Origin of the sequence: Enterococcus columbae DSM 7374 = ATCC 51263, from assembly GCF_000406925.1 — a bacterium.
GTDB classification, from domain to species: domain Bacteria; phylum Bacillota; class Bacilli; order Lactobacillales; family Enterococcaceae; genus Enterococcus_E; species Enterococcus_E columbae.
In genome coordinates, this window is the sequence record NZ_KE136348.1 from 392357 (window position 1) to 411000 (window position 18644).

16 protein-coding genes and 1 riboswitch are annotated in these 18644 nt (G+C 37.3%); of the genes, 6 read left to right on the forward strand and 10 right to left on the reverse strand.

Annotation, left to right across the window (positions count from 1 at the left end):
* Nucleotides 1–24: 24 nt before the first annotated feature.
* The 5 genes from RK02_RS06700 to RK02_RS06725 form a co-directional block, all read right to left on the reverse strand.
* Nucleotides 25–735: a CpsD/CapB family tyrosine-protein kinase gene (locus RK02_RS06700; protein WP_016183500.1), complete on the reverse strand. Its 711-nt coding sequence runs from the start codon at nt 733–735 to the stop codon at nt 25–27.
* A 9-nt stretch (nt 736–744) separates the two neighbouring features.
* Entirely contained in the window at nt 745–1548 is an 804-nt protein-coding gene (locus RK02_RS06705; RefSeq protein ID WP_016183501.1) for a YveK family protein, read from the reverse strand.
* A gap of 20 nt (nt 1549–1568) precedes the next feature.
* A complete protein-coding gene (locus tag RK02_RS06710) occupies nt 1569–2348 on the reverse strand; it encodes a hypothetical protein (RefSeq protein ID WP_016183502.1) in 780 nt (259 codons plus the stop codon).
* A 37-nt stretch (nt 2349–2385) separates the two neighbouring features.
* Nucleotides 2386–3159, reverse strand: coding sequence for a tyrosine-protein phosphatase (locus RK02_RS06715; protein WP_016183503.1), 774 nt, complete (start codon nt 3157–3159; stop codon nt 2386–2388).
* A gap of 1143 nt (nt 3160–4302) precedes the next feature.
* Nucleotides 4303–5394, reverse strand: a complete 1092-nt coding sequence (locus RK02_RS06725; protein WP_018451771.1) for a 3D domain-containing protein — start codon at nt 5392–5394, stop codon at nt 4303–4305.
* A 328-nt stretch (nt 5395–5722) separates the two neighbouring features.
* On the opposite strand from RK02_RS06725, the gene RK02_RS06730 reads away from it, so the two are divergent.
* The 4 genes from RK02_RS06730 (at nt 5723) to RK02_RS06745 (ending at nt 11066) form a co-directional block, all read left to right on the forward strand.
* Nucleotides 5723–7447: an ABC transporter ATP-binding protein gene (locus RK02_RS06730; protein ID WP_016183506.1), complete on the forward strand. Its 1725-nt coding sequence runs from the start codon at nt 5723–5725 to the stop codon at nt 7445–7447.
* A complete protein-coding gene (locus RK02_RS06735; protein ID WP_016183507.1) occupies nt 7444–9204 on the forward strand; it encodes an ABC transporter ATP-binding protein in 1761 nt (586 codons plus the stop codon). Before RK02_RS06730 ends, RK02_RS06735 begins: the two co-directional genes overlap by 4 nt.
* A gap of 222 nt (nt 9205–9426) precedes the next feature.
* Entirely contained in the window at nt 9427–9732 is a 306-nt protein-coding gene (locus RK02_RS06740) for a hypothetical protein (RefSeq protein WP_016183508.1), read from the forward strand.
* Between the two features lie 20 nt (nt 9733–9752).
* Nucleotides 9753–11066, forward strand: coding sequence for a hypothetical protein (locus RK02_RS06745; protein WP_016183509.1), 1314 nt, complete (start codon nt 9753–9755; stop codon nt 11064–11066).
* 88 nt (nt 11067–11154) lie between these two features.
* Here the strand turns inward: RK02_RS06745 and RK02_RS06750 are convergent, their stop codons facing one another.
* Nucleotides 11155–11673, reverse strand: coding sequence for a folate family ECF transporter S component (locus RK02_RS06750; RefSeq protein WP_016183510.1), 519 nt, complete (start codon nt 11671–11673; stop codon nt 11155–11157).
* Between the two features lie 34 nt (nt 11674–11707).
* Nucleotides 11708–11804: riboswitch (THF riboswitch) on the reverse strand.
* Nucleotides 11805–11926: 122 nt separating this feature from the next.
* Nucleotides 11927–12505 carry a hypothetical protein gene (locus tag RK02_RS06755; RefSeq protein WP_026231393.1) on the reverse strand — a complete coding sequence of 193 codons (579 nt, stop codon included), beginning with the start codon at nt 12503–12505 and terminating at the stop codon, nt 11927–11929.
* A gap of 591 nt (nt 12506–13096) precedes the next feature.
* Between RK02_RS06755 and RK02_RS06760 the strand changes: the two genes are divergently transcribed.
* Nucleotides 13097–14455: an ISL3 family transposase gene (locus RK02_RS06760; RefSeq protein WP_016183446.1), complete on the forward strand. Its 1359-nt coding sequence runs from the start codon at nt 13097–13099 to the stop codon at nt 14453–14455.
* 824 nt (nt 14456–15279) lie between these two features.
* Here the strand turns inward: RK02_RS06760 and rsmA are convergent.
* Genes rsmA through RK02_RS06775 form a run of 3 tightly spaced genes read right to left on the reverse strand, consistent with a single transcriptional unit; the run spans nt 15280 to nt 17514 of the window.
* Entirely contained in the window at nt 15280–16164 is an 885-nt protein-coding gene (rsmA, locus tag RK02_RS06765) for a 16S rRNA (adenine(1518)-N(6)/adenine(1519)-N(6))-dimethyltransferase RsmA (RefSeq protein WP_016183512.1), read from the reverse strand.
* Nucleotides 16151–16738: a ribonuclease M5 gene (rnmV, locus tag RK02_RS06770; RefSeq protein WP_016183513.1), complete on the reverse strand. Its 588-nt coding sequence runs from the start codon at nt 16736–16738 to the stop codon at nt 16151–16153. The genes rsmA and rnmV overlap by 14 nt, the downstream gene beginning before the upstream one ends.
* Nucleotides 16735–17514: a TatD family hydrolase gene (locus RK02_RS06775; RefSeq protein WP_016183514.1), complete on the reverse strand. Its 780-nt coding sequence runs from the start codon at nt 17512–17514 to the stop codon at nt 16735–16737. Before RK02_RS06775 ends, rnmV begins: the two co-directional genes overlap by 4 nt.
* A gap of 240 nt (nt 17515–17754) precedes the next feature.
* On the opposite strand from RK02_RS06775, the gene RK02_RS06780 reads away from it, so the two are divergent.
* Nucleotides 17755–18630: a metallophosphoesterase gene (locus tag RK02_RS06780; RefSeq protein ID WP_016183515.1), complete on the forward strand. Its 876-nt coding sequence runs from the start codon at nt 17755–17757 to the stop codon at nt 18628–18630.
* The last annotated feature ends 14 nt before the right edge of the window (nt 18631–18644 follow it).

Consider the following 18644-nt stretch of genomic DNA (forward strand, 5'->3'; position numbering starts at 1 on the left):
TAACAATAATCAAAACTATTAACTCTATTTCCCAGAATAGTAGTAATATTCACTTTCCGTAGTTTGTGAAGCACCATTATAAATGGCCCCTAAAATCCGTACCTTGGCCCCTTGTAAGCGACGTTTCGCTTCAATCGCACCTTCTTTACTGGTCTTATCTTCACGAATCACCAGAACGGTTCCATCTGTTTTGGCCGCCATAATCAATCCGTCTGCCACAGTTAAAACTGGTGGTAAATCAAAAACAACTAAATCAAAGTAATGATACATTTCTTCAATAATTTGATTCATCCGACGAGAGTTTAATAATTCAGCTGGATTTGGTGGTGTCGGCCCACTAACCAATACCGATAACCGATCAATTTCGGTCGTCGCAACTAATTCTTGAACAGGAGATTGTCCGCTAATCAAGGTACTTAAGCCCGCTTCATTACTTAAACCAAATGTTTTATGAACAGTTGGCTTACGCATATCCGCATCCACTAAAAGCACGCGTTTACCTGCTTGGGCAAAAACAACAGCTAAATTAGCCGCTGAAGTTGATTTTCCTTCACCTGGGCCAGCTGAAACCACCACAATGCTACGTAACGTCTCATCCCCAGAAACCGCAAACTGTAAGTTAGTACGAATCGTACGATATTGTTCAGAAATTGGCGAATTGGGATTAAGTAAGGTAATCAAATTTACCGGTTTAGTTACTGAATTTTGATTCTTTTTATTTTTTTCTTTAGCCATAATTGCCTCCTACACTCGACTTCTTGAACGACGTTGACTCGCCGCACTTTCCGAAGCTGTTCTAGCTGCTGACGGTTGTACTTGTGGAATGCGCGCTGCTTTACGCGTATTATCTTGCAATTCCTTCGCAGAAAGTTGTGGAATGGTTCCTAAAATCGTTAATTCTAACTCATCACGAACAAATTTACTTGATTTAACGGTACGATCCAACAATTCAAAGGCAAAAGATAATCCAACTCCGACAATTATGCCCGCTAAAACCCCAATGGCTAAATTACGCATATGGTTTGGTGAAACTGGTGTATTTTGAACGGTCGCATTTGAAATGATTGAAATCTTATCCACGCTTTCGCCTAAGACATCTTTGACCGTATCCTTAAAGATTGAAGCCGTTGTATTGGCTAAACGTTCTGCCGTCAAGGCGTTATCTGAATTGGCCACTAATGAGAACATCAAAGAATTCTCATTTTGAACTACATCGATGGCATCATTGATTTCTTTCACAGACAATTTGATATTGTAATTGGATTCCATTTGATCTTTTACCTTATTTAAGATCAAGTCGCCTTTAATCAAATTCTTATAAGTATTAATCATCTGCAAATTCACATTGACATCATTACTATTGGTATTTTCAGTTTGTGGCAAGGTCACTACTAATTGGGCTTGCGAACTATACTTAGGTGTAATCACAAAAAAGGTTAACGCTCCTGCTAAGCCCAGACCAATAAACATACATAAAACAATGGTGAAAAAATGCTTTTTAATAATCAGGAAAATATCCTTTAAATCCAGTGTTTCTTCTACTTCCATTCTGTTAAAACTCCTTTAAATTATGTCATTTTTCCAGCAGCACGAAGTTGATCAGCAACCTCGCGTGCTTTTTGTGATAATTGATTAGCTAAGTTATCATTATTAACGCTATATAAGCTATTAACCAATTGTTGATACTGTTCACTCGTCGCATCCGGCGCTAATTGCCCATTAGGCGCTATTTTGTTTAACAAATCAAGTGAACCGGCAATTTGATTGGTTTGATCAGTGGCAATATTGAGGTAATTTTTAGCCAAATCTAACCAATCATTAGCTGGCATTACTGCCAATTGTTCATTAATCTCATTGATTGCTGCTTGCTGGTTATTTAATTGAATTACTGCTAAAGGATTGAGCGTTTGCCAATTAACATTTTCTGGTTGGAAAAGATTGTTAATTTTATCTTGGAGATTCCATTCAACAAGAGCTTCATCCAGCTTTTTTAAAACAGCTTTCTTTTGTTGGTGAACCTTAGCCATTTTTTGAGGAAAATCCACTTCCTTGATTTGAAAATCGTCCGCTGTTGTTTTAACTGCATTCACATTTGTACGTAAATCCTCCAGCTGATCCATAGTAACCCCACTGTTTAAAAGGTGAGATTCAGGACTGACAAATAGCTGATTAACTGAATCTTGTAAATTGTTAAGTCTTGACTTTTCACTTTTCATCGTAACATTTACGGATTCTAACCGTTGCTCGTAGTTTTTCTTTTGGCTGATTTGACGACCAAAGAAAATAATTGCCATAGAAGCTACGATTAATAGTAGCAAGATAAAATACTTAAATGTTTTAGATCGCACACTTTCTCCTCCTATAACCTATATTCTTAAATTTAGCCTATTTTTGGCGAAACCAATTAAATCGACCTTGCTTAATTTCTTGATAATCAGGAAAGCTCACAATATCCCCATTTACTAAATCTTTAGCCACTTGTTGCATTTGTTGGACTAATTCGATTCCAAAATCTTTTTCAATTGCTTGATATGCCTCTTTTAAATAAAAATTTCGCTTATGAATTCCATGCGCATCGGAGGCAACCATTTGAACTAAATGGTTTTCAACCATTAGCTTAGCTGTTTTTTGAATTTTTTTACCAAAAACGCCCACATAGCTTGGCGCAGTTAGCTGAGCTAAACAACCCATATCTAGAAAATCAATTAACTTATTTGGCTCTTCAATAAAACCAGCATTTCTTTCTGGATGAACAATCACCGGAATTTTACCTAAAGAACGTAACTGATAGCAAATCGATTCAGTATATTCTGGAATTCGATTGCTCGGTAATTCCAACAATAAATATGTATCGGATAAATCTGTAAATAATAAACGATTAGCCTGTAGCTCTTCTAGCAAAAAATCAGTGATTCGAACTTCTTGACCTTCTAAAAGTGTCAATGGGATTTGTTTTTCATCCAAGGCTTCTTGCAATTGTGCCACTAACGGAATAATCTGATTTTTAGGATTTTCATACTTCCCATTGTTATGATGAGGCGTGCATAAGATATGGGTAATTCCTTGTTTCACTGCATAGCGTGCCATATCTAGACTATCTTCTACTGTACTAGCGCCATCATCAATCCCTGGTAAAATATGACAATGTAAGTCAATCATTACTGTCACCACTTTCCGACTCTATCTTCACCATACTATTTTACAATTTAAAACTCACTAATAATTCCACTTTTTTGAATAATAGTAAAAAATCCATAGTCATCCTTTTTCTATTATACAGAAAACATTTTGAAAAAAAAGGATAACCGGATTTTTTCTTCAATTATTTCGAATTTTTCTAAGTAATTGCGAAAAAATCTAAAAAAGACACGACAATTATTATCTTCACAACCTTTGTTGACGGTGTTCAGTAGCTAAACATGCCGAAAATTCTCCCTTCGATTTGAAAAATCTCTTAACTTTTTTTCTTCGTGTTAGTTATTACCTGAATTTTCTTATAATTAATCAATATACCTCAATAGAGTAGGGTGAGTTCTTATGCCTCACCCTCTCATTGCACCGTACGTACGGGTCTCGTATACGGCGCTACATCATTATAGACTCAAGCATTGTTTCTCATAGTACTTTAGTGGTTGATTAGTGCGGGTTTATTCCCTATTTTCTCCTCTAGCACTTCTGGCGATAGGAGAAAGTTGACGACGCTCATCCCACTTTGTCTATATAATCCACTTGTTGCTCCTCGGTCTCTCTGTAAAACTATCTGAATATAATTCTCTCTACTTTTTGCCTCCATTGACATACGTTTCAATTTGTTGGGCATATCCTCGATTCCAAACCATCCAGATTTTACTTCGAGCGATTTGCAATATAATGACATTCAGTCCTTCCTGACGCGTCTGTTATCAGTACTATGACTTCAGCTGACTCCCAGATATAAGCTTCTTTCGCACATGAGGTAATTCATGCTATCTGGGCCTCCCAAGGTAAGATGCAATTCTTTCGTCACACAACCTCTGGATTTACTGTCTTGGTTTTACGTTTACCTTTTGGACTTCGATTTGTTTGGCAATCTCATCCACCATTTAGCCTTGTATCCAGTTTCTGTTCGTAGGCTTGCTGACTTTGCTACGCCGCTTTCTCCCCCTAGGCATTACTGCTATCGGCTTGCGGTTCGCTACACTTGGCGGTAAATACCCATGACTGGACTTTCACCAGTTAGAATTGCACCATACTTGGCACACCACAAAAAGACCCAAGATATCTCTTATATCTTGAGTCTTTTAGTCAAATATGATTGGAAGATTAACTTAAAATCGTTACTTTAACTTGTCTGCGTCCCCATTGTTTACATTTAGCAACATTATCAAAGTGAACATCGATAATATTGCCTTTGATCGCGCCACCTGTATCTAACGCTAAGGCAACACCATAGCCTTCCACTTCTAATAAAGTCCCTAATGGAATGACACTTGGATCCACAGCCACGGCCATCGGATTCGCTCTTAAATCCGTTCCGCTTGCCGTAAAGTAGCTTGCACCAGCTTCAGCATATGAATAAGCCGTAGATTCCATATACATCACCTTACCAGCAGTGCCGGTTGTGGTTGAAGCACTTTGGTTGGTACTCGTTGAGGTTGAAGCTGATGGCGTTGTCGTTTGGCTAGCCTGAGTGCTTTGAGCGGTAGCTTGTTGTTTGGCCGCTTCTTCCTGTTCACGTTTTTGACGCGCTTGTTCAGCTGCTACTCGTTGCTGTTCAACTTCTTTGTCTGCAGCAATCTGTGCTAACGCATCTTTATTTTGATCTAATTTTTGACGTAAAGCCAAAATTCTTGAATCTAATTCTTTGGCTTGACTAGCTAATTCTTGACGATCCGTTTCTAGTTTGGCCTGAGTAGATTCTGCTTTTTCATTTAATTCTTGTAAGGATTGGACCGAATCATTTAAGCTTTCAATTTTTTCCTTTTCCAAGCCCTGTAACATAGTCATCGCATACATACGACGTACAAAATCACCGAAACTATCCGCTGAAAGCAAGGCTTTTAAATCCATCTCGGCTGCATTATTAATTTGAATAGATTGTAGTCGTTTGGCCACAACCTCTTTACGCTTTTCAATTGTATTTTGCGTATCAACGATCTCTTGTTGTGTCTTCGCTAGTAATTGTTGATTCTCATCAATTTGCTTTTGCAAGGAAGCTACTTGCGCGTATTTATCATTAACCGCTGTTAGTGTTGCTTGAATTTCGGTACTAATCGAATCACTTTGTTGAAGTAATTGCGTTTCTTGTTGATTAAGCTTATCAAGCGATTCAGCTTGTACATTTGGCACTACTGAAGTCAGTAAGCTTAGTCCCATTACACAGACAATCGCTTTGACTAATTTCTTAGATTGCACACATTTCAACACCTTTCTTTTTTCCTAGACTATCTTATTATACAAAAGGAATCGGTTCTTTGTATTTCAGCTATTTTACAATTTGTTACAAAAATCCCTCCAAAGTGGGAATTTTTTTGCATTTTCTTAATATTTTTTAAAAAAAGTGGGAAAATATTGCTTTTTCAGCCAGAAATACTTGTAATCTTTTTGTAACAAAACTTTTAAAAAACTTTTTAGAATCCGTTTTCCGAGAGAATTTTCTTAATTTTTTTCTGCAAAAACTTGTATCTCTGTCATAATACGGTAAAATAAAGCTGTTTATATCTCGTTTCAAAGGAGGGCACTTATGTTTCGTTTATTCGCATATGCTAAAAATTATAAGCGCCAAGTCATTCTTGGACCGATTTTTAAGTTTTTAGAGGCTGTTTTTGAATTAATTCTTCCATTATATATGGCTAAATTGGTCGATCAAGGAATTAGTAAAGGCAATCTAGGAATGATTTGGCAAACCACTTTTGAAATGATTCTTATTTCAATTGTCGGTTTGGTCTTTGCATTAATTTGTCAATACTACGCTTCTGTCGCTTCACAAGGACTAGGCACAGAACTGCGCAATGTCTTGATGAAAAGAATCAATCAGTTTTCCTTTAAGGATTTAAATCATTTTGGTACCGAAACCTTAATTACACGGTTAACCAATGATGTCACACAAATTCAATGGGCGTTGGCCATGCTCATTCGTTTAGTTTCCAGAGCACCGTTTCTAAGTATTGGTGCAGTCATCATGGCTTTTATTATTGATTGGCAAATTGGACTGATTTTCTTAGCCTTATTACCCATTTTTTGTCTATTGCTTTATTTTATTATGACTAGAAGCTTTCCTTTGTATCAAAAAGTCCAAGCACAACTCGATCGTTTAAATCAATCTGTGGCACAAAACTTAAGTGGCGTGCGAGTAATCCGCGCTTTTGCTAGAAGCAAGGATGAAACCAAGCAGTTTGATCAGGTGACTGATGATCTATCGGCAGCTTATCTTAAAGTGACCCATCTTTCTGCTTTATTATCACCTGGTACGACCTTAGTAATGAATCTAGGAGTTATCGGCATTTTTATGCTAGGTGGATTTAAGGTCAATATCGGCCAATTACAAGCCGGTCAAGTCTTAGCCTTAGTCAACTACATGAATCAAATGCTTTTAGCGCTAATCATTGTGTCAAATCTCGTCGTTTTATATACTCGCGCTCATGCTTCAGCTAAACGCATCAATGAAGTATTAGCTGTTGAGATTGCTCAACCAAATAAATGTGAGGCTTTACCAGAAACCAGAAAGGATCAAGCCCTTTTTCAATTAGTCGATGTGGATTTTCGTTACGGAAATGACTATGGGTTGGCCTTAAAAGCGATTAATGCTCAAATTTTCCCCGGACAAACTATTGGGATTACTGGGGCCACAGGTAGCGGTAAATCGACCCTAGTCCAGCTCTTTCCCCATTTTTATCCAGTGAGTGATGGAAAACTACTATATAATAGTAGAAATGTTGAAGATTTGGATTTAGCCGCTTTAAAGAAGCGTTGTGCCATCGTCTTACAATCGGCCGTTTTATTTTCTGGAAGTATTCGTGAAAATCTCCAATGGGGCAAAGCAGAGGCAACAGATGATGAATGTTGGCAAGCTTTGCGGATCGCTCAGGCCGAAGATTTCGTCCGTGAATTACCACAAGGCTTAGATACGCCGATTTTTGAAGGGGGAAAAAACTTTTCTGGTGGGCAGCGTCAACGTCTAACTATTGCACGTGCGCTTATTCGTCAGGCAGAGGTTTTGATTTTAGATGATTCGCTAAGTGCTTTAGACTATCAAACCGATTTAAAATTGCGCCAAGCCTTACGCGAATTATCTTGTACCACGATTATTGTTTCGCAGCGCTTACGTTCTATCCAAGAGGCCGATCAAATTTGGGTAATGGATAATGGCCAGCTTATCGCTAATGGAACCCATCAGCAATTATTAAAGCACTCAGCTATCTACCAAGAAATTTATGCATCCCAACAGGAAGAGGAGGCCTTAGCATGAGAAGAATGAATAGCCAAGCTTTTCGCCAATTTGTGCCTTATCTAACCAATTTCAAATTAGAAAATACTTGTGCGACAGTTTTAGGGATTTTAAGTGGCTTAGCCTCTGTTGTTTTAACTTATTTGATTGGCCTAGCCATCGATCAAATGGTTGGCAAAGGCCAAGTTGATTTGATTCACTTACAACAAATTATTTACGCCTTTATCGGTTTGGTTGTCGTTAATATTTGTGGACAATGGTTGATTCAACGGCTAGGTAATCGGGTGGCTTATTTATCCGTCAGCCAACTGCGTAAAGACGCCTTTGAGCATCTTAATCAGTTGCCTTTACGTTATTATGACCAAACTGCACACGGAAATATTATGAGTCGCTTTACCAATGATATGGATAATATTTCTACAGCGATTCAAGCGATTTATACCCAACTCTTTTCAGGGGTAACGATTGTCCTTATTGCCTTAGTCATTATGTTGAAGATGAACCTATTATTGACTTTAGTCGTATTGATTGCGACACCAGTTATCTTTTTGGCTAGTTGGCTAGTCGCTAAAATGTCACAAAAGGATTTCGCTGCACAACAGGCCATTTTAGGCGAGATTTCTAGCTTCATTACAGAAATGGTTGGTAATCAAAAAATCGTGAAAGCCTTCCAGCGTGAAAACCGAAATCAACAACATTTTGAGTCACTGAATCAAGAACTCTATTATAAAGGCTATCGAGCGCAGTTCTCCTCAGCGATTGCCAATCCGCTCTCACGCTTTGTGGATCATTTAGCCTATGTAGCAGTTGGGTGTGTTGGGGGTTATTTAGCTATCACCCATCCTAGTTTAGTAAGTATTGGTACGGTGTCGAGCTTTACGATTTATTCTAGTCAATTTTCCAAGCCTTTTATCGAATTGACTGGTTTAACCACTCAAATCCAAACAGCCCTAGCTGGGATTGAACGCACCTTTGCCTTATTGAATGAACCAATCGAAAAAGAAAATAGTGAGGCGCAGGTTTTACAAAATGTACAAGGTGAAGTAGTTTTTCAAGATGTCGATTTTAGCTATCTGCCTAATCAACCTTTAATCGAGCACTTCTCCTTTACCGCAAATCCCGGACAAACCATTGCGATTGTCGGTAAAACGGGTGCAGGGAAATCGACCTTGGTCAATTTATTGATGCGTTTTTATGATGTCGATCAAGGAAAAATTTTGATTGATCACCAAGATATTCGCCAATTGAGCCGCGATAGCTTACGACAAGCATTTGGCATGGTTTTACAGGATACTTGGTTATTTGATAGTACGCTGCGGGAAAATTTACGCTATGGACGTAAAGAGGCTACCGATGAAGAAATCTATGCCGCTTTAAAGCAAGCCTACATGTACGATTTCGTTATGCGTTTACCCGAAAAATTGGACACCCCCCTTGGTTCTCATGGCTTAAAAATTTCAGATGGCCAGCGTCAATTACTAACGATTGCTAGAACAATGATTAGTAATCCACCGATGCTCATTTTAGATGAAGCAACGAGCTCTGTAGATACCTTGACCGAACGCAAAATTCAAGCGGCCTTTTTGGCAATGATGCAGGGAAAAACCAGCTTTGTTATCGCCCATCGCTTAGCTACTATTCAAAATGCAGACCAAATATTGGTGATGGACTACGGAAAAATTGTGGAACAAGGCAATCACCAAGAATTACTAGCTAAAGATGGTTATTATGCTCAATTGTATCATGCGCAATTCACGCAAACGAACGCTAATGAGTAAACTTATCTTTAATCTTTAAAGTCTAATGCTTGTGCTAGCTTTGGCTTAGGCATTAGACTTTTACTTTTAAATAAATAATTTTAACGACTTTTTATCATAAAAAGAGTATACTAGAGTTGATCCTAGTATTTGTTTTACTAAGTATGATTGATAAAAGCTTTTATTTTAGCTCTCATTTTTGTAAGCGCTAAACAGCTAACTATTATTCGCGAGGTGGATGCCATGTCCAAAGAAAAAAAGGTGGTGCCTTTTCAACAGCCCCCAGTATTTTCTGATGAAATATTAGATTTAATTCAAGTTGGTACAGAAATTACGTTATATCACACTTTTAGAACGAAACAGCAACGTACCTTTATTCAAGATTTTGACTTATTACCTAAAAGTGAGCAGGACAAGCTACTAGCCTGCGATCGCCAAGCAATTGCTCGATTTGCTGAATTAATCATCAAACAACTTAGCGCCAGCCAACAACTCGAATATTATTACGAACAAAACAAAGACTTATTTTGGTCCTTAGTCAAAAAATAGTCGATAAAAGAGGAAATCCTATGTCAGATAAACAGAAACCAACCGATAATCTTATTTTCTTTCCAAATGAAACCTTAAATAGTCCGTTCAGTCAAGAGGATTTAGCCGACGTATTTCAAACAACCTTAGAGCTTGCAATCTACGCTTCTATGCGTGAAAAAGACTACGATCGGATTGTTTATTATTTTGATTGCTTACCACCTTTTGAACAGAATCTTTTAAAGCATCGAAATCGTGAATGTGTTGCTTACCATGCTGAACAGATTTTACAATCTCCTCAAGCTCAGCTCGTTTTAGCTCCTCTTTTTGCTTCATTTTTAGGCCAAGAAAATCAAGAGCGAACTTCTGAAACAACGACTTTCGAAACTGAGGCACCACCAACTGATCCACTTGATACGGACACTGATCCAATGCTCGAGATAGAAACATTTATCGCAAGCTATCAGCAAACGTTAAGACAAAAAATAAATTTGGAAAGCTTACTACAAGAAGCAACAGCAATTAAGCCAGCCAGGCAATTAAAAGCCATCTATTTACAAACCAGCTACTTTGATGAGCTATGTATTCAGGCAGATGAGCTGATTCGTGTACGACTAAAAGGTGAAACTGAGCATGCAAAAACTCAACTATCCTTTGGTGAATTAGTTCTTAAAGGGAATGCCAAGGTGGTTGAACAATTAAACGCTTTACAATCACTATTAGATCAGCCAAAGCAAGCCAATCCTTTAGCAGAATTAGGGATTATTTATCGAATTAGCCTACACTATCAAAATGACCAGCAACAAGATTACGAAATTGTTGAGTGGCCAATTGGTGTATTCTTAAACCTAGCTTTTCATCAAATTGGACAAAGCGACAGCCAGGCTTTCACTCTAGAGTTTTATCCTATTCAAAAGCTAAATAGTCAGCAACTATTCACGCTATTGTCTTGTGAACTTTTAAAAGAGGTTCTTGAATTAAAATTACGTGAAACCCTGACTGATTACAGCCAAAGGAAACGATGGCATGTAGACGAATTAGCCTTTAATCAATGTATTTATCGTATTTTACATTTCATCGAAAAAAAGGCCTTACCCGTTTCTGCCTTATTGCAAAGCTATCAACTACGTCTATTAGCGGAATTAAAGTCCACCTCGCTTACCCATAGTTGGCAACTAACCGATTTAAAAGGAAATACTTATTCGCTAGATAGACTGAAAAAAGCACCGAATCTCTTGGCAAATTGTCAATTTGATTTTAGTGCTTGTCAAAAAATGTATACGATGCAGCCAGACCAAGCCTGCAATTACTGTTGGCACGCCCTTTGCCACTTACTCCTTTACGCCTTCAATTAAAATAGCACCCTGCACATCGTTTGACTAAACAATGCGCAGGGTGCTTTTGCTAATAGCTGGGATGAGGCTATTATTTATTTACTAGCTTTTATGATAATTGCCGTTTAAAATAAGCCATCGGTAAAGCACGAGTCATAATCGTTAAGATAATGACCTCAATCGGCACCATAATTGCTGTTTTCACTAGACGAACTGACCAAATGGCCCAGCTATCAAGTGGGATATTATACATGATTGACAACCAAAGTGGCGTCAACATTAGGTTAATTATCACGGTATTACAAACAACCGCGCCCAAACAATGTAACCACGTTAGCTTCTTATTGTAAAAGAAAAGTCCATAAATCACGCCTCCTAAAAAGGCATTGAAGGTAAAGCCTATAAAAAAAGCACCTTTAGCAAACAAAGCCATGCCGATTAAATCAGCTAATACCCCACCAATTCCGGTCCAAAGTGGGCCAAACAATACAGCCATCACAAAGACGACAATAAAACTAAAACCAATCCGAATAAATTGTGTCTGAATCGCAAATTGGTGCGTCAAAACAACCTCAACTGCAACCAATAATGCTAAAATAGCCATCTTTCTTGTTGTTAATTTTTCCATCGTGCATCTCCTTAATGAGCTGCTACAAAAAATCTGCAGCGAATGCGAAAACAAAACCGCGAAAACAATTTCTTCGTCTGCCGGCAACATCCCATCCGGACAGCACTTAACGCTTTGCTTTCTACTCTGTGATATTTTTGAGTGCTAGACTCACCTTCATTATAACAAAATTTCAGAAAATGACGAGAAAATTACACATGTTTTACTATATTCATTTATTATTGTTCGTTCTTAGCAATAACTATAACCTTCACTAGTCTTTTGCTAAGCTTAAAGCACGTTCCTTAGCAAAAACTGGCACATTCACTTTCTTTTCAATCGCAGCTAAAACAACATAAGCGATATTGAAATCAATCATACTGTGAATCAAGCCACCCAGCCCAATAAAGCCAAATAAGAATAAAAAGTATTGGCGATCAAAGCTAGTCCCTGCTGCATTGCCTAAATAAGCAAACAAAAAGACCGCTAATACTTCACAGCTAGCATGAATAATACCAATCACCAAATTGAATATTTGTAGCTGAACAGGATGTTTAACGATTTGTGGATTTTTTTGTAAATAGGCTGCCCCAATTGTTGCAAAAACAATATGGGAAAAGGCACGTAAGGCAATCACAGGTGGTAAGCTAATAAAGAAGCCTAGGGTCGTTCCTAAAGCAACGGCAATCGCCATCACAGGTGAAAAGAACATCGCAATAAATAATGGCACATGACTACCCAGGGTGTAAGAAGCTGGTCCTAAAACAATTTTAGGCATTACCATCGGAATCAAAATCCCCAACCCTACTAGCAAAGCGGCTATTGTCAAATTTTTAATCGATTTTGTCATCATTTTTCCTTCTCTCTTAGTGTCAAGACACTTAATATACTTACATAATATACGTCGTTTTTTCATTTGTGTCAAGACAGTAAAAAAGAAATAGCTAATCTTCCCTTATTTATATTGAAGCTGGCCTAACTGATGCCGATTGATTTGGCAGCTGAATAAATGTTCTAGATAGATGGTAAAAAGCGATAAATGATAAAAAAAAAGAAACGATTTCACAAATATTCTAAAAAGAATATCTGAGAAATCATTCGCTTAAAATAGAGCGGAATTGACAAGCGCTCTTTACCCGGGCGGGCATATTCCATCGATATAGCCAAGTTCCCATAACAAAAAAACAGAAGGAGAACTGTCGATATTAAGCTGAGGTCTTTATGCTTAATTTTTGGAAATTAACAGAAAGGATCATTAATAGAATCCTATGTCATATTGGGGAATGGGAAGGGGTAACATAGAAGTTTAGGGTCTATGATATTTAGTGTTGTTACTCAAATGGAGGATAACACTAAATATCTTTTTTTATCATCAAAATAATAGAAAAAGACATCTGTTTCCTCTATAATTAAGTCGACCAAAACCATTAAGGAGTGAAACAAGATGTCTTTACTAAATAATATCAAAAAAAACTGTCCAAGTACAACTACTTTTATCAAAAAACTGCTTTCTATTAAAGATGATAATATTACTTTCCCTACTTATACGGATGCACTTTCTGAAGAGGAAGTACATGGCGTTCCTTCTAAAGTCTTTTCCGGCTTACTCTCATACCCTGAAAATCCATACTGTTGCCCTAAATGTGGGGGAGTTGGTTCTGTCATTAAACATACGCCTAAAGCTAGCCTAATTCAAATGATTCCTTATCAAAATGTTCCCACTTATCTTCGTTTATACAAGCAGCGATATCGTTGTAAAGATTGCGAGCATACTTTCAGCGCTATGACAGATATCGTTGATGAAAATTGCTACATTTCAAAAGCGTTGAAATTCGCTATTCTTAATGATTTAAAGCAGAAATGTTCTATGACCGATATTGCTAATCGTTACTTCGTTTCCACTAAAACGGTTGAACGTATCCTGAAGTCCTACACTTATGAGGTGAACCCTTATACCTACCAACTACCTGAATGCCTATTGGTTGATGAATTCAAAGGAACGAAAGATTGTCATACAAAATTATGCTTTATTTTTAGTGATGGAGAAACTGGGAAAATCATTGATATTCTAAATGATCGTAGGAATTTTGCGATTAAAGACTATTTTCTGAGCTTTAGCTTGGAAAATCGGTGTCGTGTGAAATATGTGGTAATGGATATGAATGCCTCTTATCCTTATGCTATCAAAGAAATATTTCCTAATGCAGAAATAATCATTGATCGTTTCCATATTGTCCAACAATTGAATCGTGCTTTAAATAATAAACGAATTCAAGTAATGAATGAACAAAAAAATAAGGAATCTCGTCACTATACGAAATTAAAAAGATATTGGAAATTCGTTTTAACACACGAGGATAATCTGAATTACGAGAAACGATTACAGTACCCATTATTCGACAAAAAATTCGTCACTCAAACAGAAGTTGTAGATACCTTACTTTCATTTGACGAAGGCTTCAAGCAATGTTATCAGATTTATCAAAGTCTGCTTGGACACTTCAAGGACAAGGAATACAACGAATTTTTTGATATACTCTATAACTTACCTCAAAACTTAGATAAAAAATTTAAAAAGTCAATTAAATACTTAACCAAACAAACTCGTAATGTAAAGAATGCTCTAAAACTACCTTATTCAAACGGAAAACTAGAAGGTAAAAATAATTTAATCAAAGTCTTTCAACGAGTTGCTTTTGGATTTAGAAACTTTGGAAATATGCGAAGAAGAATCTTTTTATACGAGGAAAAATGGCAAACAAAAAAACCAAAGAAACGAAAATGTAGAAGAAAATCTGCTTAAAACCTTTCCTCAATCGCCCACACATTGTAACAGATGGCTTTATCAGCTGTGCAAGGGCTACGCAAGTGGACAAGTCCACCCTTGCACAGCTCCAGCCACCTGTTCGTGTATAAGCGTCGATTGAAAAAAGAAAAGAAAATAAAAAAAGAGAGAAAGCATTCATAAAATAACTTTCTCTCTAATCGACTTAATTGCCAACAACACTACTTGACAAAGAGCCGAAGTTTATGCATGATCAAGAATTAAGGCGCAGTAAACCTAATTCAAAGACAATTCATTATTTTTTAAGTCCCCATATTCTTCCTTCTATTCTTGATCATGTCATCACAAACAAAAATAAAAAAAGTAATTTGCAATCGTTTTAACCGAATTGCTCATCAAAAAAGTCCTTAATCAATAATTCTCTATCTGAGAATAACAACGCTTCCGTTCTATCCAACAGCTATAAACATCGATGAGTCAAGATTTGCTTGGCACAATTCTCCTTCATAGCATGTAGATTATCCTCTACACCTAATATTATATTCTTTTTTCTAAATATGTAAACTATTTATATTTTATTATGTATGCAAAAATGTAATCATACTCCTATAAATCATCAATATGTAAAGAAAATTTGTTTTTATTCTCACATTTATCCAGTGATAAATGTAAAGTATAATAGTATATTTGTGCATGCAAATATATTAAAAATTGAACGTTATGTTATTTTAAAAAAGGTAGAAATTAATAAAAAGTTTTTTTATAAATAGATAAACGAGCGTTTTACCATTCAAATAGCAACAACGCTCGTCAGATAATTGTATTTAACTTCGCTTAGATATCTAATGCAATGTTTTGACTAATTGATTGCTTAAATCGGCAAATTCTTGTAAGCTTAAAGTTTCACCTCGACGTTTAGGATCAATGCCCGTTACTGCTAAAGCTTGACTTAGCCATTGTTTGGTCTTTTCGTCCTTACCATAATTATTCACCAAATTATTCCACAACGTCTTTCTTCTTAATTGAAAGGCTGCTTTGGTCAATTTAAAGAAGGCTTTTTCATCGATCACTTCTACAGCTGGCTTTTGACGGCGCGTCAATTTTAAGATAGCCGAATCGACATTCGGTTGTGGGACAAAGACTGTTTTCGGCACAATAAAAGCTAAAGAGGCCTCCATATAGTATTGAACGGCAATACTTAAAGAGCCATAAGCTTTTGTACCTGGTTTCGCACTGATGCGATCGGCCACTTCTTTTTGCATCATAACGACCATTTCATCTACAACTAAATCTGATTCTAAAAAGTGCATCATAATCGGTGTCGTAATATAGTAAGGTAAATTAGCGACTACTTTAATCGGTAAAGTCTCTTTAAACGTTTCGCTAGTCACCTTTAACAAATCCGCTTGTAGCACATCTTGATGCTTGATGGTAACATTCGGATAGCTTTGCAGGGTGTCCGCTAAAACCGGAATTAGTCGATCATCAATTTCAAAGGCTAAAACTTGCTTGGCTTGTCTAGCCAGATACTCAGTCAATGCACCAATCCCCGGACCAACTTCAATGACATTGACCTGCTCGTCAATTTCGGCCGTTTGGACAATTTTACGTAAAATATTGGGTTCGGTTAAAAAATTCTGACCTAAGCTTTTTTTAAAAGTAAAGCCATGTCTAGCTAGAATCTCTCTAGTGTGAGTTGGATTGGCAATTTCTCTATACTCTTTCACTTTCTTCCTCTACTTTCTTTAAGGTACTTCTAAGGGTTGCTTCACTAATTTCAAACATGGCTAAACGTTTGGCTAACTGTTTGCCATTGGTATAGCCGATTGCCAGACGCTCACCTATTGCTTGACGTAGGCCTTTTGCCTTTGGACCGGCAATTAACCCTAAGGCCATTAACGTCTCTTGGCTAATCGGCACAAAATCCGCTTGTTTTTTGGGTTGACTTACTTGGTGAAAGGCTTGAATTAAAGCCTCTTTACTCGCATGCTCTACGCCTAGGCTAGCAAAACGTTTTTTGCCTTTGCCTTGTTCTTTGGTAATAAAAGCATGCTTGCAATCAGGGACTTGTTGCATAATAATCTGGCGAATACGCTCACCGGCATGATCCGGATCAGTTAAGACAATCACGCCCCGTTGCTTTTGGGCATGGGCAATTAAGCTTAATGTTTCTTGATTGATTGCCGAACCAATTGTTTCAATCGTATCCACCTCAAAAAATTCTTTTAATCGGCGCGTATCATCTCGTCCTTCTACGACAACCACTTCATTAATCTTGATTTTTGCTAGTGTTTGTTTCATGCATCCAAATCCAATCTAAATAAACGAGCCGCATTTTGTCTCGTGTGTTTTGCTAAATCTTCTACTGACAGTTCGCGTAATTCAGCAATTTTTTCCACGACATAACGGGTATACCCAGGTTCATTGCGTTTGCCACGATAAGGAACTGGCGCTAGATAAGGAGCGTCGGTTTCCACCAAGAGACGATCTAACGGCACAACTTGAGCTGCTTGCTGCACTTCAATAGCTTTTTTAAAAGTTACTACCCCACTAAAAGAAATATGCATACCTAAATCCAAAAAGCGCTGTGCCCAGGTAGCATCGCCACTAAAGCTATGCATGATTCCCCCAATTTCATGGACACCTGCCTCTTTTAGAATTTGATAGGTATCTTCCATCGCATCGCGGGTATGAATACTAATTGGTAGCTTATGCTCCTTGGCTATGTCGATTTGGCGACGAAAAACCTTCGCTTGTACGTCTTTAGGATCTTCCATCCAATAATAATCTAAACCAATTTCACCTAAGGCCACGACCTTTTGCTCTTCTAAATGTGCTTGTAGATAGGCCTCAACCTGTGCATCATAGCTACCTGCCTCAGTGGGGTGCCAACCGATAATACTATAGATTTCTGGATAAGCTGCGCTAAGTGCGAGTGATTTGTCAATCGTTGGATAATCAAAGCCCACTACGGCTATCTCACTTACCCCTAATTCATGGGCGCGTTGAATGGTCGCTGCTTCTTCATTTAAAAATTGTTCAGCATTCAAATGCGTATGGGTATCGAAAATTTTCATCATGGATATAAGGCTAAAAATTATAGCCTGCTTCCTCCTTTCATTTACCGGTATTCCTAACTTTAGTATTATAGCATATTTCTGAAAGGAAAGCAGAAAACTCGCTGTAGTAAAGATAGATTCTTGCTTACAAACGCGTTGGGCAAAGACAGGATATTTTTTTCAGATGTTCATTGCTTTTTTTGAGCATTTCAACTATGCTAAGTACATGGAATTTTTTTGTCAGGGGGTGGATAAGATATGTATTGGTTGCTCGGAATCATCGGGCTACTACTTATTTTTTATATTTATATTGTTTTTATTGCACCCTATCTAGTAAGTGAGAAGCATTACTTTGTTCATAAAAATTCAAATGAGCTAGTCGATATTTCAAAGGCTTATGATGTTTTTGATTTTAATACTATTGTAACGATCGCTCATTTTAGCGATACCCATTTTTCCAAACATTTTCAACCCAAACGTATCAATCGACTCATTCGCTCAACTCAGCGGGTGAAACCAAGTATTATCGTATTTACGGGCGATTTGATTGAAGATTACGCCAAGTGGTCACCAAAACATAGTCAAAAATTAATCAATAAGCTCAAGCGTTTCTCTGCGCCCTTAGGTAAAATTGCTATTTTAGGGAATCATGATTATAAAAATGATGGTCAATATTTTGTCCAAAATATTTATCGTGAAGCGGACTTTACGCTACTAAAAAATGAAGAAATTTTTGGTTCAATGGATCAATTCTCGATTACCGTAAGTGGAATGGATGATTATCTAGCTGGCAAGCCACAATTTACTTTTGAAAAGACTTTTTCAAAATGGCAAATTCTGCTCGTTCATGAACCAGACGCAGTATTAAAAGTACCGAATTTAAGTCACTATGATTTAGTCTTAACTGGTCACGCCCATCAAAAGCGTCGTTTTTTGAATCGCTTCAAAAAATCAATTAAAGGGGCGGAGTATTTTACCCATGGACTATATGCACTAACGCCCAAAACAATCCTCTCGATTTGTAATCGGGCTAGACGTTCTTTTTTAAGCAGTCGCTTTCGTCTAGTACCAGAAATCGTCTACTATCATTTAGCTAAAGAGCCAACAGATAAGCCAGTACAACCAACCACATAAAAACGTTCCTTAAT